17 protein-coding genes are annotated in these 14,740 nt (G+C 60.5%); 8 read left to right on the top strand and 9 right to left on the bottom strand.

Translation table 11 applies throughout. The features are described 5' to 3' along the window. Positions 1–37 precede the first annotated feature (37 nt). The 4 genes from OO25_RS11845 (at position 38) to OO25_RS11860 (ending at position 2,997) form a co-directional block, all read left to right on the top strand. Positions 38–481, top strand: a complete 444-nt coding sequence (locus OO25_RS11845; RefSeq protein WP_024096372.1) for a MaoC family dehydratase — start codon at positions 38–40, stop codon at positions 479–481. 81 nt (positions 482–562) lie between these two features. Beyond that, positions 563–1,495 carry a bifunctional riboflavin kinase/FAD synthetase gene (locus tag OO25_RS11850; protein WP_040180251.1) on the top strand — a complete coding sequence of 311 codons (933 nt, stop codon included), beginning with the start codon at positions 563–565 and terminating at the stop codon, positions 1,493–1,495. After that, complete coding sequence (locus tag OO25_RS11855) at positions 1,492–1,962, top strand: YcgN family cysteine cluster protein (protein ID WP_040173908.1); 471 nt, start codon at positions 1,492–1,494, stop codon at positions 1,960–1,962. The genes OO25_RS11850 and OO25_RS11855 overlap by 4 nt, the downstream gene beginning before the upstream one ends. After that, a complete protein-coding gene (locus OO25_RS11860) occupies positions 1,963–2,997 on the top strand; it encodes a low specificity L-threonine aldolase (RefSeq protein ID WP_040180252.1) in 1,035 nt (344 codons plus the stop codon). A gap of 36 nt (positions 2,998–3,033) precedes the next feature. Here the strand turns inward: OO25_RS11860 and OO25_RS11865 are convergent, their stop codons facing one another. Beyond that, entirely contained in the window at positions 3,034–3,909 is an 876-nt protein-coding gene (locus OO25_RS11865) for a LysR family transcriptional regulator (protein WP_040180254.1), read from the bottom strand. A gap of 91 nt (positions 3,910–4,000) precedes the next feature. Between OO25_RS11865 and OO25_RS11870 the strand changes: the two genes are divergently transcribed. Beyond that, positions 4,001–4,435 carry a hypothetical protein gene (locus OO25_RS11870; protein WP_040180255.1) on the top strand — a complete coding sequence of 145 codons (435 nt, stop codon included), beginning with the start codon at positions 4,001–4,003 and terminating at the stop codon, positions 4,433–4,435. 104 nt (positions 4,436–4,539) lie between these two features. On the opposite strand, the gene OO25_RS11875 is transcribed toward OO25_RS11870, so the two are convergent. After that, a complete protein-coding gene (locus OO25_RS11875) occupies positions 4,540–5,403 on the bottom strand; it encodes an alpha/beta fold hydrolase (protein WP_040180256.1) in 864 nt (287 codons plus the stop codon). A 215-nt stretch (positions 5,404–5,618) separates the two neighbouring features. On the opposite strand from OO25_RS11875, the gene OO25_RS11880 reads away from it, so the two are divergent. Continuing rightward, positions 5,619–6,638 (top strand): ribose-phosphate pyrophosphokinase, encoded by a 1,020-nt coding sequence (locus OO25_RS11880; RefSeq protein ID WP_040173904.1) that lies wholly within the window; start codon positions 5,619–5,621, stop codon positions 6,636–6,638. A gap of 137 nt (positions 6,639–6,775) precedes the next feature. Then, a complete protein-coding gene (locus OO25_RS11885; RefSeq protein WP_040180257.1) occupies positions 6,776–7,153 on the top strand; it encodes a GFA family protein in 378 nt (125 codons plus the stop codon). A gap of 6 nt (positions 7,154–7,159) precedes the next feature. Here the strand turns inward: OO25_RS11885 and OO25_RS11890 are convergent, their stop codons facing one another. The 7 genes from OO25_RS11890 to OO25_RS11920 form a co-directional block, all read right to left on the bottom strand. Then, on the bottom strand, positions 7,160–7,510 hold the full coding sequence (locus tag OO25_RS11890) for an H-type lectin domain-containing protein (RefSeq protein WP_040180259.1): 351 nt from the start codon (positions 7,508–7,510) through the stop codon (positions 7,160–7,162). Positions 7,511–7,641: 131 nt separating this feature from the next. Further along, entirely contained in the window at positions 7,642–8,055 is a 414-nt protein-coding gene (locus OO25_RS11895) for a F0F1 ATP synthase subunit epsilon (protein WP_024096363.1), read from the bottom strand. Positions 8,056–8,066: 11 nt separating this feature from the next. Further along, complete coding sequence (gene atpD, locus OO25_RS11900) at positions 8,067–9,491, bottom strand: F0F1 ATP synthase subunit beta (protein WP_040173897.1); 1,425 nt, start codon at positions 9,489–9,491, stop codon at positions 8,067–8,069. Positions 9,492–9,511: 20 nt separating this feature from the next. Continuing rightward, positions 9,512–10,393 (bottom strand): F0F1 ATP synthase subunit gamma, encoded by an 882-nt coding sequence (locus OO25_RS11905; protein WP_014875414.1) that lies wholly within the window; start codon positions 10,391–10,393, stop codon positions 9,512–9,514. A 14-nt stretch (positions 10,394–10,407) separates the two neighbouring features. Then, positions 10,408–11,946 carry a F0F1 ATP synthase subunit alpha gene (gene atpA / locus OO25_RS11910; RefSeq protein ID WP_040180260.1) on the bottom strand — a complete coding sequence of 513 codons (1,539 nt, stop codon included), beginning with the start codon at positions 11,944–11,946 and terminating at the stop codon, positions 10,408–10,410. Continuing rightward, positions 11,947–12,507: a F0F1 ATP synthase subunit delta gene (locus OO25_RS11915; RefSeq protein WP_040173895.1), complete on the bottom strand. Its 561-nt coding sequence runs from the start codon at positions 12,505–12,507 to the stop codon at positions 11,947–11,949. 553 nt (positions 12,508–13,060) lie between these two features. Then, entirely contained in the window at positions 13,061–13,807 is a 747-nt protein-coding gene (locus OO25_RS11920; protein WP_040180261.1) for a class I SAM-dependent methyltransferase, read from the bottom strand. 65 nt (positions 13,808–13,872) lie between these two features. Between OO25_RS11920 and gloB the strand changes: the two genes are divergently transcribed. After that, positions 13,873–14,646, top strand: a complete 774-nt coding sequence (gloB, locus tag OO25_RS11925; protein WP_040180263.1) for a hydroxyacylglutathione hydrolase — start codon at positions 13,873–13,875, stop codon at positions 14,644–14,646. The last annotated feature ends 94 nt before the right edge of the window (positions 14,647–14,740 follow it).

Raw genomic sequence — 14,740 nt, forward strand, 5'->3', positions numbered from 1 at the left:
CAATCGACTGCAAATCTACGGCAACCGGGAGAGGCACATGTTGGACAATTTTCCACGCGGGACCATCTGCATTGAAGATATCGAAATGGGGATGGTCCGCTATCTGCGCAAAGAGGTGACAGATAAGGATATCGAGATGTTCGCCGAAGTCTCGACCGATCATAATCCCGTGCACCTGGACGAGGATTACGCCCAGGACACCATGTTTCAGGGGCGCATTGCCCATGGGATGCTGACAGCCGGGCTGATCTCTGCGGTGATCGGCGAGCAGCTGCCCGGCCATGGCACGATCTACATGAGCCAGTCGCTGAAGTTCCTCGCCCCCGTGCGCCCCGGCGATCTGGTTCTGGCGGAGGTCGAAGTCACTGGCATCGAAATCGACAAGCGGCGGGTCAAGCTGGATTGCCGCTGCATGGTCGATGGCAAGAAGGTGTTGGTCGGTGAGGCCATGGTGATGGCGCCGTCCCGCAAGTTTGACTGAGCCAAGGCGGCCCCGCAGCAACCGGCACCAACCCGCGGCATGGCTCTTGCAAGCGCGCGTCGGCGCGGCTAGGCAGTGGCCATGCGCATTATCCGTGACTTTCAATTCGTAGATCCAAAGGATCGTGGAGCCGTCGCCGCCATCGGCAATTTCGATGGTGTTCATCGCGGTCATCAATCGGTCATCGACCTGGCCCGCGAGGCAGAACCGCAAGCGCCGCTGGGGGTGATGACATTTGAGCCGCACCCACGTGAGTTCTTTGCTCCGGAGGCCCCACCGTTCCGGCTGATGTCAGCCGAGGCGCGCGCGTCGCGGCTGGAAAAACTGGGAGTCGAGCGCCTCTATCAGCTGAACTTCAACGCGGCGCTGTCTGGCCTCACGCCCGAAGCTTTTGCACGCAAGGTCATCGCTGATGGATTGGGGCTGCGGCATGTGGTTGTCGGTTCCGACTTCTGTTTCGGCAAGGGGCGTGCGGGCACCGCCGAGGATCTCAAACGCTTTGGCGAGGATATGGGGTTTGGCGTGACTATCGCCCCGCTGATGGAATACTCCGAGGACACAGTGTCCTCCACCGCCATTCGCCGCGCATTGAGTGACGGACGCCCGCGGGATGCCGCCAACATGCTGGGCCATTGGCACCGGATTGAGGGCGAAGTGATCGGCGGCGAACAGCGCGGCCGCGAATTGGGCTATCCCACCGCGAATATGTCCATCGACGGGCTGCATCAGCCTGCCTTTGGCGTCTATGCGGTGCTGGTTGACGTGCTGGATGGGCCGCATCAGGGCAGTTATCACGGGGCGGCCTCTGTTGGTGTGCGCCCGATGTTTGACGGCAGCCATCCCAACATCGAAACCTTCCTGTTTGATTTCACCGGCAACCTCTATGGTGCGACGCTGTCTGTCGGTCTGGTAGAATACCTGCGCCCGGAAATGACCTTTGACGGGCTCGACGGGTTGCTGACGCAGATGGACGCGGATTGTACACAGGCGCGCAGCCTTTTGGCGGCCCTATGAGCGACGGTATTGATCGCAACGGACTGGCCAAACGGTTCTGGGAAAAGAAACCACTGGCGAAGCTGAACAACCGTGAGTGGGAGGCGCTTTGTGACGGCTGTGGCAAATGTTGCCTCAACAAGCTGGAGGACGAAGACAGCGGTGAGGTTGCGCTGACCCGTGTTGCCTGCCGCCTGCTGGATGATGCCACCTGCCGCTGTGCCCACTATGAGAACCGCCACCAGTTTGTCCCGGAATGTATCGTGCTGAAACCGGACAATCTGGACACCCACGCCTATTGGATGCCGCAGACCTGCGCCTATCGCCTGCTGTGGGAGGGCAACCCCCTGCCCGACTGGCATCCGTTGATCACCGGTGATCCGGCCAGCGTACATGAGGCGGGTGTCTCGGTGCGCGGCTGGACCGTTTCCGAATTCGACACCCCCGAAGAAGACTGGGAAGAGCATATTATCGAGGAGCCGCTCTAAATGCATTTCGCCTCTGACAATTCCGGCCCGGCCAATCCCGAAATCCTCGCAGCGCTGAATGCCGCGAACACCGGCTACGCCATGGGCTATGGCGCTGATGAAGAGATGGCCAAGGTCACGGCCCGCATTCGCGAGATCTTTGAAGCACCGGAGGCTGCCGTCTATCTGGTGGCAACCGGCACAGCGGCCAATGTGCTGGCGCTGTCAACACTGTCGCAGCCGTGGCAGACGCTGTTTTGCAGCGCCCCCGCCCATATCAATATGGACGAATGTAACGCGCCGGAGTTCTACACAGGCGGCGCCAAGCTGACGCTGGTCACAGCGGCCGACAAAATGACGCCCGCCAATCTGCGCGCCGCAATCGAGGGCGAGGAAACCCGTGGCGTACACGGCCCTCAACGCGGACCGATCTCAATCACCCAGGTGACGGAATTCGGCACGGTCTACACAGTGGATGAGCTGGCGGCCCTTGGCGATGTGGCCACATCCTACGGCCTGCCAATGCATCTGGACGGGGCGCGTTTTACCAACGCGCTGGTCTCTCTCGGCTGCACCCCGGCGGAGATGACATGGAAAGCAGGCGTCGATGCGGTCTCTTTTGGCGGCACCAAGAACGGCTGCATGGGCGTCGAGGCGGTGATCTTCTTCGATCCGGCAAAGGCCCAGGAGTTCGAATATCGCCGCAAACGCGGCGCGCATCTGTTCTCCAAACATCGCTATCTGTCGGCGCAGATGCTGGCCTATCTGACCGACGATCTGTGGCTGAGAAACGCCCGCGGCGCCAATGCAAAAGCTGCGCGTCTGGCGACAGGGTTGCGCAATGCGGGGGCCCATTTCAGTCACGAACCGCAGGCCAATATGATCTTTGCCGCGCTGCCCCGCGCGACCCATCAGCGGCTGTTCGATGCGGGCGCTGTCTATCATCTCTGGGACGGAACCCTGGACGGCGCAGCAGAGGAAGAACTCACAGCGCGCTTTGTCTGTGACTGGTCGATCGGCGACGATCAGATCGACGCGTTTCTGGCGCTGCTGTAGATCATATCCTGAGGGTGGCGGTTCCAACGGCTGCCTTCAGACTGCCGCGACCGAGGCCAAAGACATGGTACCGACGACGCTCTCACGGTTGAGAAAATGCCGGGCCATGTCGCCCGCAAACCCAGTCTTGCGGTAACCGACACCCACCACCCGCGTCACCGGGTCGATGTCCGAAATGTCACGCAACACAATGCCACGATGGGCCTCACCATGGGACATCGGCATTAGCGCCACCCCCAATCCGGCGGCCACCAGATCCATCAGCTGGGCATCATGGATCGCGCTGGCCGCCACCCGCAGCCCCGCCAATGTCGCCTCCCCCTGCGTCAGCGAAGTCAGAAAACGATCGGCGCTGGGACAATAAGGGCGCGCAATCAGCGCCTCCCCGGCCATATCGGCGAGGGTCAGCTTTGCCTTCGCCAACAGCGGATGCGCGCAGTGAAGCGCCAGGCCGTAACGCTCCTGCCAGAGCGGGTGATACCCGCAGCCACGCGGTAGGCAGCTTTCGGCGACAAACTGCAGATCGGCCTGCAGCGCATCATCGGTGAATTGAAACTGCGCCCGCGGCACCGCGCGGCGGATCCGGGCCAACCCGGCCTCAAACGGCGCCATCATCACATCCGGTGCGCAATACACCCGTACCATACGCGCCACATGACCTTTCAGCCGCGCTTCAAGCTGGCTCACCTGTGCCAGAACACCCCCGGCCTGACTATACAGCTCATGGCCGAGCGCGGTTGGCGTCAGCCCATCCCTGCTGCGGTGAAACAATGGCCCGTCATAGCGATCTTCAAGCCGGGCAATCGCGGCAGAGACCGATGGCTGGCGTACATCGCAGGCGCGAGCTGCAGCGCTAAAGGTTCCCAATTCATAGGCGGCGCGAAAGTACCGAAGCGGTGTGAGATCATCCATAGTTCAAAACTATACCAAGGATAGATCGCAGAGCAATTCCCTATACTCGACTTATTTGCGATCCTGACTTCACACCCAACAGGAGAACACCATGTCCGCAACCAATCTGGCCACCGCCCCCGGTACCGACACCACATCGCAACCTGCCATCGAGCAATTGCTCCGGCTGTTTGAAGCAGGCGATCCAGCTCTGATGGGCTTTATCGCGCCGGACATTGATTTCCGCATTGACCACTACCGCGACAGCGACGGTGTCGACGTCAGCTGGCAACAGGCCATGGATATTGAAGGCTTCGGCGTGATCCTGTCCCGGCTTGGGCCGGAGGTGTTTCCCCAGGGCACCAAAATTGTCGGGCTCAGCTCACAGGATTTGGGCGATGGCTGGTACAACACCCGCTTTCACCAACGCTATCACTATGCTGTGCGTGGCCGCATGGTGGAAAGCGTCACCTTCATCCTGTCGCATCAGGCAGATGGCAAAATTGACTATTTTCGCGAAACCGTCACCACGGTGAACGATATCTGACCCCACCCTCTCGCCCCAGGACCCTCAGAAACGCAAAGCCGAGGCGCAGTGTCGCCTCGGCTTTCTCTGGTCAGACAGCCCCGGCAAAGGACATGATGGCTAGCTTAGACTTCAGCTGGTGCCGGTACGACCTCCGGCCAGAACCCCTGCAGCAGCGCGGCGGTTTCAGCAGGATGGGTGATCGGCAGCATATGTCCGGCGCTGTCAATTCGGCGGCAGGTCACATCCGGCAGCCGTGCAGCCAGCGCACGAATGACCTCATGCATAATGGGCTGGCTCCTACCGCCATCAATCAGCAGACAGGGCATCGTCACGCGCGCCAGCTTCTCCGGTGTCAGCACCCCCAGCATATCCTCATAGACTTGTGTATCGCAGGCCATCACGGCTGGAAAACTGCGCACCATAGCGTCCCGGGCGCTTTCGGGCAGGTCGTTCCATTTTGGATGGCCCGCCCCCCACGCCCGGTTGAACAGCCGTGTCGCATGTTCAATGTCGCCGTTCAGATATGTTTCGCGCACCGTCATGTGATCCCTGCGCAGCGCCTCCAGCGCCTCGGGGTCGGTGGTCTCCGCCGCGCTCACCAGCGAGAAGAAAACCGGCTCAACCATCACCAGCGAGCGCACCAGATCCGGGCGCATCTGGGCCATTGCCAGAACGACCGTGGCACCAAAAGAATGGCCGATCAGATCAATCGGACCGTCTTTGGCGAGGTTTTCAGCCTCAATCAGAGCCAGCCCAGCCTCGGCGTTGCGCAGTTGCAGCAATCCCTCGCCGTCCCAGTCCGGGCTTCGGCCGTGGGACAACATGTCAAAACTGGAGACCATCACCTGTTCTTCCAGAATGGTCGCCAATCCGCGCCAGGCACCCGAATGCGCAAGCGAACAATGAACGGCCACCACCGTTCTGGGGCCACATCCAAAAACACGGCTGGCGACAGGCTGCGCAAGCCCGGTAGACATCGCCCCCATCATTGCCACGCTGTTGTAACGTTTAGGCCTCTCACAACCATCGTCATTATCTGCCGTTCCTCTCTGCAACCCCAGCAGGTTTCCCCTGCTCTGACGTTCGCCACCACGGGCCTGTTCTCCCGCATTAAATCTAGGCGCGAGGGTACGCCCATGCTAAGCGGGGTTCAACATCACGAATCTGTCACACTGCCATTGCTGCCTGGGGATAACAGCCAATGCCGACCTTGAACGAACCCAAGCTGATTGCTGGGAACGCCAATCTTCCGCTTGCCGAAACCATTACCCGCCGCATGTCGATGCACCGCGGTGTCGATCAGGGCCTCGTTGATGCCCGAGTCGAGCGGTTCAATGACGGCGAGATCTTCGTCGAAGTCTATGAGAACGTCCGCGGCGAGGACATGTTCATCATTCAGCCGACCTCAAACCCGGCCAATGATAACCTGATGGAGCTGTTGATCATCGCTGATGCACTGCGCCGGTCTTCGGCCCAGCGTATCACCGCAGTGATCCCGTATTTCGGCTACGCCCGTCAGGATCGCCGCACCAAGGCGCGCACCCCGATTTCGGCCAAGCTGGTTGCCAATATGCTGACCGGCGCGGGCATCGAACGGGTGCTGACCATGGATCTGCATGCCGCTCAAATTCAGGGTTTCTTTGATATCCCGGTGGACAATCTCTATGCCTCGCCGATCTTTGCGCTGGATGTGAAAAACCAGTTCAAGGACAGCATGGACGAGATCATGGTGGTCTCGCCCGACGTCGGCGGCGTGGCCCGCGCGCGCGAGCTGGCCAAGCGGATCAATGCACCGCTCTCGATCGTGGACAAACGCCGCGAAAAGGCAGGCGAAGTGGCCGAGATGACTGTGATTGGCGATGTGACCGATAAGATCTGTCTCATCATCGACGACATGTGCGACACCGCCGGCACCCTCTGCAAGGCCGCTCAGGTCCTGCTCGACAATGGCGCCAAGGAAGTCCACGCCTATATCACCCACGGCGTCATGAGTGGCCCCGCAGTGGAGCGCGTCAGCAACTCGGTGATGAAATCGCTGGTGCTGACCGATACCATTCAGCCCACCGAAGCCGTTCTCGGCGCGCCAAATATCCGCATCCTGCCGACGGCGCCCCTGTTCACTCAGGCGATCCTCAACATTTGGCACGGCACCTCGGTGTCCTCGCTGTTTGAGGATAAGACACTGGTCCCGATCTACGAATCGCTGTCTCGCAACGGCTAAGCCGCGCGCGCAAATCCTGAGAAATTAGCCCCCACGCCCGGCACCCGGCGCGTGGGGTTTTTCGTCACGTCCGCTCCCCTGTCTGCGCCCCCCAGAATTGCTATACTGCAACACATCGCAATGCAGGAGGCAGCGGCATGGAACACTATCAGGGGGGGTGCCTGTGCGGGGCCGTCAGGATCACCACATCCGGTCCGCCGCTCAGGGTTGGGATCTGCCACTGCCGGGACTGCCGCAGACATCACGGGGCACTGTTTTACGCAGCCGCGATTTTTCCCGCGCAGGCGGTCCACGTTGAAGGCAGGCCACACCACTATAAGGGGCGCCATTTCTGCGGTACCTGCGGGTCGTCCGTCTTTGCCCAAACCGGGGATGAAATCGAGGTGCATCTGGGCAGCCTGGACAACACAAACGGCCTGACGCCTGACTATGAGGTCTGGTGCCGCCGCCGCGAGGACTGGTTGCCGCAGTTCACGGGCACAGCCTGCCACGACAGGGACAGAGACGGCGACTAGAGCCGCCTAAGGCACGTCCCAGTCATCTGCAAAGCGCAAGCTGCCAATCGCCAGCCAGGAGGCGCGAATACGCGCGATACGGCTGTCGTTCCAGGTGCGGAAGACCACATCAAACCCCTCTGTGGTGATGCTATCGGCGACCAGCTCAGCCCGGATCGCGGCGCCGGAATCAATGTCCATCAGCGAACTGGAAAGATGCACCGCAGGCAGCTCGGCAAAGGGCTCAGAAAACCGCACGCTGCGCCGCCGCTCACGGGGGCCCGCCCCGGTCCACATGGTGCCGCCATTCTCAAACTCCGAGAAAATCTCGATGTCGCCCTGATCCACCCCAAGCCTGGGGCTGTGTACCCGTTTCATACTGCGTGCCTGCCCCCGGAGCTGCGCCCGGCCCGTATTTCTCTGCGTCTGATCTATGCGGCAAGAGTGCCAAAAAACAAAACCGGCCCGCAAGGGGCCGGTTTAAATTCTTGTGCCATGGCTCTGACGGATCAGAGGCTCATATGGGTGCCCAGGGCTTCCATATCGGCGAGCAGCTTCGCCGCATCTTCAACGAGGCCATGCGGTTGATCGGTGTCCTGCACGGCCTTGTAGGTCGTGCGGGCCTCTTCAATCAGCTCGTCCAGTTGCGCGCGCGTCAGCTGGTCCATGGGGATTGCCTTCTCAGCAAGGACAGACAGACCGTCAGCGCCGATTTCAGCAAAGCCACCGGTGACCAGATATTCCGATGTGCCTTGCGGGCTTTCGACCCGCAGGACACCCGGACGCAGCGTGGTGATGGTCGGCGCATGATTGGCCATAGCCGTCATGTCGCCTTCCGCGCCGGGGATCATTACCGCGGTCACCGGGAGCGACGCCAGGCGGCGCTCCGGGCTCACGAGGTCGAATTGCATCGTATCAGCCATCAGGGCCCTCCTTAGGCCGCGTCAGCAGCCATTTTCTCGGCTTTTGCGATCACTTCGTCGATGCCGCCAACCATGTAGAAGGCGCCTTCGGGCAGGTGATCGTATTCGCCGGCCACAACGGCCTTGAACGACTTGATGGTGTCCTCAAGCGGAACCTGCTTGCCGTCTGCGCCGGTGAAGACCTTCGCAACGTCGAACGGCTGCGAGAGGAAGCGCTGGATCTTACGTGCACGGGTCACGGTCAGCTTGTCCTCTTCGGACAGTTCGTCCATGCCGAGGATCGCGATAATGTCCTGCAGCGACTTGTAGCGCTGAAGGATCTGCTGAACGTCGGAGGCCACGGCATAATGCTCTTCGCCAACGATGGAGGGATCCATCAGGCGCGACGTGGAGTCGAGCGGGTCAACAGCCGGGTAGATGCCCAGTTCGGAGATCGAACGGTTAAGAACGGTGGTCGCGTCCAGGTGGGCAAAGGTGGTTGCCGGTGCCGGGTCGGTAAGGTCATCCGCGGGAACATACACAGCCTGGATCGAGGTGATCGAGCCGTTTTTGGTGGAGGTAATACGTTCCTGCATCGCACCCATGTCGGTCGCCAGCGTCGGCTGGTAGCCCACAGCCGAAGGAATACGGCCGAGCAGAGCGGACACCTCGGAACCCGCCTGAGTAAAGCGGAAGATGTTGTCCACGAAGAACAGAACGTCGGTGCCGGACTGGTCACGGAACTGTTCCGCCAGGGTCAGACCGGTCAGAGCAACACGGGCACGCGCACCCGGAGGCTCGTTCATCTGGCCATAGACCAGAGCAACCTGCGACTCTTCCAGGTTATCGGGTTTGATAACGTTGGATTCGATCATCTCGTGGTAGAGGTCGTTGCCTTCACGGGTCCGTTCACCAACACCCGCGAACACGGAGAAGCCCGAGTGCACTTTTGCGATGTTGTTGATCAGTTCCATGATGAGAACGGTTTTGCCAACGCCGGCGCCGCCGAACAGACCAATTTTACCACCCTTGGCGTAGGGGGCCAGAAGGTCGATCACCTTGATGCCGGTCACCAGCACTTCGGATTCGGTGGACTGGTCGCTGAACTCAGGAGCGGGCTGGTGGATGGCGCGGGTTTCCGCAGCCACAACAGGACCCTGCTCGTCAACGGGCTCACCCACAACGTTCAGGATGCGGCCCAGGGTTGCGTTGCCGACGGGGATCGAGATCGGTGCGTCGGTGTCAGCCACGGCCTGACCACGAACCAGACCTTCGGTCGCATCCATCGCGATGGTACGGACGGTGTTTTCGCCCAGGTGCTGAGCAACTTCCAGAACCAGCGTCTTACCGTTGTTGTCGGTGGTCAGCGCGTTCAAGATCGCCGGCAGGTGGTCGTCGAATTGAACGTCCACAACGGCGCCGATGATCTGGGTCACCTTGCCTTTTGCATTTGCCATGTTTCGTCTCCGGTTTTCTTTTAGAGCGCCTCAGCGCCCGAAATAATTTCAATCAGCTCGTTGGTGATCACGGCCTGACGCGAGCGGTTGAACTCAATGGTCAGCTTGTCGATCATCTCACCCGCGTTGCGGGTGGCATTGTCCATCGCGCTCATCCGGGCACCCTGTTCGGAGGCCCCATTTTCCAGCAGCGCTGCAAAGATCTGCGTTGCGACACCGCGCGGCAGCAGGTCAGCCAGAATAGCCTCTTCGCTGGGCTCGTAGTCGTAGACGGCAGAGCTGGTCGCAGCGTCGTCTTCCTTGGCATCAAAGGACGCCGGGATCACCTGCTGGGCAGTCGGCACCTGGGTCACAACGTTCACGAACTTCGCGTAGAAGAGCGTGGCAACGTCGAAATCCCCGGCATCAAAGCGGGCCAGAACATCCTTGGCGATGTCCTGCGCATTGGCGTAGCCAAGGCGTTTGACTTCGCTCAGATCCACATGACCGACAAAATAGTCACCAAGGTCGCGTTTCATCGCGTCCCGGCCTTTTTTGCCAACCGTCAGGATCTTGACAGTCTTGCCCGCCGCGACCAGCGCCTGGGCCTTGGCCCGCGCCAGCTTGGCGATGTTGGAATTGAAGCCCCCGCAAAGCCCGCGTTCGGCGGTCAGCACGACCAGGAGATGAACCTGGTCGCTACCGGTGCCGGCAAGCAGCTTGGGTGCAGAATCGCTGCCACCGACAGATGCGGCCAGCCCAGCCATAACGGCGTTGAACCGTTCGGCATAGGGACGCGCATCCTCGGCAGCCTCTTGGGCGCGGCGCAGTTTTGCGGCCGCGACCATCTGCATGGCCTTGGTGATCTTGCGGGTCGATTTGACCGACGCGATCCTGTTTTTAAGGTCTTTAAGGTTAGGCAACGCCTGATCCCCCCTTAAGCGAAGTCAGCTGCGAACGCGTCCAGAGCTGCTTTGATCTTGTCGGCTGCGTCACCCTTGATCTTCGGATCTTCGGTGGTGATCCAGTCAAGCAGGTCCTGATGCTTGCTGCGCAGATGCGCCAGCAGGCCAGCCTCGTAGCGGCCAACTTCTTTTACGTCGACTTTGTCGAGGTAGCCGTTGGTGCCTGCGAAGATCACACAGACGATCTCTGCGTTGGTCAGCGGTGCATACTGGGGCTGTTTCATCAGCTCGGTCAGACGCGCACCACGGTTCAGCAGCTGCTGGGTTGCGGCGTCCAGATCGGAGCCAAACTGCGCAAAGGCCGCCATTTCGCGGTACTGAGCCAGTTCCAGTTTCACCGGACCAGCAACCGATTTCATCGCGTTGGTCTGAGCGGAGGAGCCCACACGCGAAACCGACAGACCGGTGTTCACAGCAGGACGGATGCCCTGATAGAACAGTTCGGTTTCCAGGAAGATCTGACCGTCGGTGATCGAAATCACGTTGGTCGGGATAAACGCGGACACGTCGCCGCCCTGGGTTTCGATGACGGGCAGCGCGGTCAGCGAGCCTGCACCGAATTCTTCGTTCAGCTTCGCGGAACGTTCCAGCAGACGGGAGTGGAGATAGAAAACGTCACCAGGATAAGCTTCACGGCCCGGCGGGCGACGCAGCAGCAGGGACATCTGGCGATAGGCCACAGCCTGTTTGGACAGGTCATCATAGATGATCAGCGCGTGCTTGCCGCTGTCGCGGAAGTATTCGGCCATTGCGGTCGCGGCGTAGGGCGCCAGGAACTGCATCGGGGCCGGTTCGGACGCGGTTGCAGCAACCACGATCGAATATTCCATCGCACCGGTTTCTTCCAGCTTCTTCACCAGCTGGGCCACGGTCGAGCGCTTCTGGCCGACAGCGACATAAACACAGTACAGTTTCTTGGATTCGTCATCACCAGCGGCGTCGTTGTAGACTTTCTGGTTCAGGATCGCGTCCAGAGCAACGGCGGTTTTACCGGTCTGACGGTCACCAATGATCAGCTCTCGCTGGCCACGGCCGATCGGGATCATCGCGTCAACGGACTTGAGGCCGGTTGCCATCGGTTCGTGAACCGACTTACGCGGGATGATGCCCGGCGCTTTGACGTCTGCCACTTTACGCTCGGAAGCGTTGATCGGGCCCTTGCCGTCCAGCGGGTTGCCCAGACCGTCAACAACGCGACCCAGCAGCTCGGGGCCAGCGGGAACGTCCACGATGGAGTTGGTGCGCTTGACGGTGTCACCTTCTTTGATGTCACGGTCGGAGCCGAAGATAACGATACCGACGTTGTCGGCTTCGAGGTTCAGCGCCATGCCCATGATGCCGCCGGGGAATTCGACCATCTCGCCGGCCTGGACATTGTCGAGACCGTACACACGGGCGATACCGTCACCAACGGACAGCACGCGGCCAATCTCTGCCACCTCAGCTTCTTGACCAAAATTCTTGATCTGGTCTTTCAGGATCGCAGAAATCTCTGCTGCTTGGATACCCATTTATCCGACCTCTTTCATTGCGTTCTGTAGGGAGTTGAGCTTGGAGCGGATCGAGTTGTCGATCATCTTCGAGCCCACTTTAACGACAAGACCGCCAATGATGCTTTCATCGACGGTTGCATTGATCACGACCTTTTTGCCAGTGCGCTCGGCCAGTGTTTTGGCCAGTTTTTCGCTCTGGGTCTTGGTCAGCGCCTTGGCCGATGTGACATCGGCAGTAATCTCACCACGGGTTTCGGCCAGACGTGCGCGCAGAGCGTCAAGCAGCGCAGGCACCACGAACAGGCGGCGCTTTTCGGCCATCAGCGTCAGCGCATTGCTCAGAACCGGGTCCAGGCCCATTTTCTTGGCAATCGCGGTGATCGCTGTTCCCTGCTCCTGACGCGACACCAGGGGTGACGTGATCAGGTCGCGGAGATCTTCGCTATCCGCCAAAGCGGCAGACAGGTCATTGATGCTGGTTTCAAGGCTATCAAGCGCCTTGCTCTCTTCGGCGATCTCAAAGATCGCGGTGGCATAGCGCGCGGCAATGCCTGCGGAGATCGAAGCTGGTTCGGACACGTCCACCCTTCCGATATTGGCCCCGGTTGGCTGACCTAGTGCAGGCGGCGTCCGGGGGCGTGAGGTCTCCCCACAATTTGGTGGGGCGTCAAAATCAGCGTGGATGTAGCAGAGCGTTGGCAACCTATCAACTGCCTTGGACGGCAAGGTAAAAAAGGAAGTTCTAAGCGTTTTCAAATGATTAGACGATAACACCCGATGAAACGACAGAACATGCGTCAAAAAAACCAACTTTAGGGGTCAATTTTGCGATTCCAAATCAGCAAAAAACGCGCCTTGCAGGTGAAAAAACCTCCAAACCGTCGAAAATGAGCGCTGAAAGTGCGATTTCGAACCATCAGCGGGGAATCAAGCCGCCGACTGCCCAGCGTCGGCTCCCGTAACGTCACGCCCTTCGCCGCACCAAGATTAAGACCTGCCTATTTGAGACCGCCCGAATTTGCGCCGCCTGTCCAGCCCAGGGCACCGGTGACGCGGCGTCTAGCGCTGGCGACCCTTGGTCAACCGGGGCAGAAGCCCGCCCCGATGCTCACGTCTGAAACACCGCGCAGGTTCAGGCCGGTTCCGGCATCGGGTTGGACAACCCTTCCAGCACTCGGATCGGACTGGGCGGGCGCAGCCGGGTCATCTCACCACGCTGGGAATGCACCTGCTTGCTCACTTCGACCAAAAACACCCCGCCCCCCAGCATCGCCGGCAACCGGTCCCCCATACGCTCGAACAACGGGCCGGATTTCAGCCAGAAGCGGCGCTGGCTGGGCGGCAGGTAGAGCGCCGCAGAATGCCGCTCGACGGTGAACTGATGCAAGCGCAGCTGATTTTCCACCTGACTGAGCGTATAGGGCCGCCCAAACCCGAACGGTGTCACATCCGACCGCGCCCAAAGGCCTGCGCGATTGGGCACAACAAACACCGCCCGCCCGCCGGGGCCAAGCACCCGCCAGCATTCCTCCAGAAGATGCGACGGCCGATCCGAGGTCTCAAGCCCGTGCAGCAATACCAGCCGGTCGACATGTCCGGTTTCAATCGGCCAAGCGGTCTCCTCGCAGAGCACCGAGACATTGGGCAGTCCCGCAGGCCACTGCATCACCCCCTGCGGTCCCGGCATCAGCGCAATCACCCGCCGCGCCTCGGCCAGATAGGGGCGCAGCAGCGGCGCGGCAAAGCCAAAGCCTGCAACTGTCTGTCCCGCCGCTTCCGGCCACAGCTCCAGCAGCCGCCCACGGATTGACGCCTGCGCCGCCCGCCCTAGGGTGCTGCGATAATAGAAATTCCTCAGATCCTGAACATCAAGATGCATTGCGGGCGTCCGTTGCTTGGGCCAATCTGAGGCCAGTCGCCGTCAGTTTACCCATCGAGAAGCGAATGACCATGCCCCTTGAGATCGTTACCCTGCCCTGTCTCTCCGACAACTATGCCTTTCTGCTGCACAATGCCGAAACCGGTCACACCGCACTGGTCGATGCGCCCGAAGCCGCAGCCATTCGCGCCGAACTAGACCGGCGTGGATGGGGGCTGGACCAGATCCTGCTCACGCATCACCACTGGGATCACATTGATGGCGTTGCGGAGCTGCAAGCCGCCTATGATCTGCAAATCGTCGGTGCCAAGGCTGACGCCCACCGTCTGCCCGATCTGGATCTGGCAGTGGCGGAGGGCGACAGCTTCACCTGCCTTGGCGAGGACGTCCGCGTGCTGGATGCTTCCGGGCATACGATCGGCCATATCGCCTTTCACATCCCCAGCGCAGCTGCAGTCTTCACCGCAGACAGCCTGATGGCGCTGGGATGTGGGCGCTTGTTTGAGGGCTCCCCCGAACAGATGTGGCAGAGCCTGCAGAAACTCGCAGCCCTACCGGGAGACACAACGGTCTATTCCGGTCATGAGTATACCCAGTCCAATGCCCGGTTCGCACTCACAATCGAGCCGGATAACGCCGCGCTGCAACGCCGCTGCACAGCCATTGATGCCGCCCGCGCGGACGATCTGCCAACCGTGCCCTCGCAGTTGCAGGACGAACTGGACACCAACCCTTTCCTGCGGGCGCATCTCGACAGCCTCAAACAGGCGATTGGCATGGCCGGAGCCTCAGCCGCTGAGGTGTTTGCCGAAATCCGGGCGCGAAAGGACAAGTTTTGACCGCACCAGGCCCCTTTTCACGGCACAGTCACGATAAATGTGACAAGAAATTGCAAGAAAGAACTTGAAGCCGGGCACGTATCAACCAAACTCT

Origin of the sequence: Phaeobacter sp. S60 (genome assembly GCF_000826845.1) — a bacterium.
GTDB lineage: Bacteria > Pseudomonadota > Alphaproteobacteria > Rhodobacterales > Rhodobacteraceae > Phaeobacter > Phaeobacter piscinae.

Coding starts and splice junctions, on each gene's coding strand:
- OO25_RS11845 (WP_024096372.1), top strand. CDS start 38: ATGTTGGACAATTTTCCACGCGGGACCATCTGCATTGAAGATATCGAA.
- OO25_RS11850 (WP_040180251.1), top strand. CDS start 563: ATGCGCATTATCCGTGACTTTCAATTCGTAGATCCAAAGGATCGTGGA.
- OO25_RS11855 (WP_040173908.1), top strand. CDS start 1,492: ATGAGCGACGGTATTGATCGCAACGGACTGGCCAAACGGTTCTGGGAA.
- OO25_RS11860 (WP_040180252.1), top strand. CDS start 1,963: ATGCATTTCGCCTCTGACAATTCCGGCCCGGCCAATCCCGAAATCCTC.
- OO25_RS11865 (WP_040180254.1), bottom strand. CDS start 3,909: ATGGATGATCTCACACCGCTTCGGTACTTTCGCGCCGCCTATGAATTG.
- OO25_RS11870 (WP_040180255.1), top strand. CDS start 4,001: ATGTCCGCAACCAATCTGGCCACCGCCCCCGGTACCGACACCACATCG.
- OO25_RS11875 (WP_040180256.1), bottom strand. CDS start 5,403: ATGGGGGCGATGTCTACCGGGCTTGCGCAGCCTGTCGCCAGCCGTGTT.
- OO25_RS11880 (WP_040173904.1), top strand. CDS start 5,619: ATGCCGACCTTGAACGAACCCAAGCTGATTGCTGGGAACGCCAATCTT.
- OO25_RS11885 (WP_040180257.1), top strand. CDS start 6,776: ATGGAACACTATCAGGGGGGGTGCCTGTGCGGGGCCGTCAGGATCACC.
- OO25_RS11890 (WP_040180259.1), bottom strand. CDS start 7,510: ATGAAACGGGTACACAGCCCCAGGCTTGGGGTGGATCAGGGCGACATC.
- OO25_RS11895 (WP_024096363.1), bottom strand. CDS start 8,055: ATGGCTGATACGATGCAATTCGACCTCGTGAGCCCGGAGCGCCGCCTG.
- atpD (WP_040173897.1), bottom strand. CDS start 9,491: ATGGCAAATGCAAAAGGCAAGGTGACCCAGATCATCGGCGCCGTTGTG.
- atpA (WP_040180260.1), bottom strand. CDS start 11,946: ATGGGTATCCAAGCAGCAGAGATTTCTGCGATCCTGAAAGACCAGATC.
- OO25_RS11920 (WP_040180261.1), bottom strand. CDS start 13,807: ATGCATCTTGATGTTCAGGATCTGAGGAATTTCTATTATCGCAGCACC.
- gloB (WP_040180263.1), top strand. CDS start 13,873: ATGACCATGCCCCTTGAGATCGTTACCCTGCCCTGTCTCTCCGACAAC.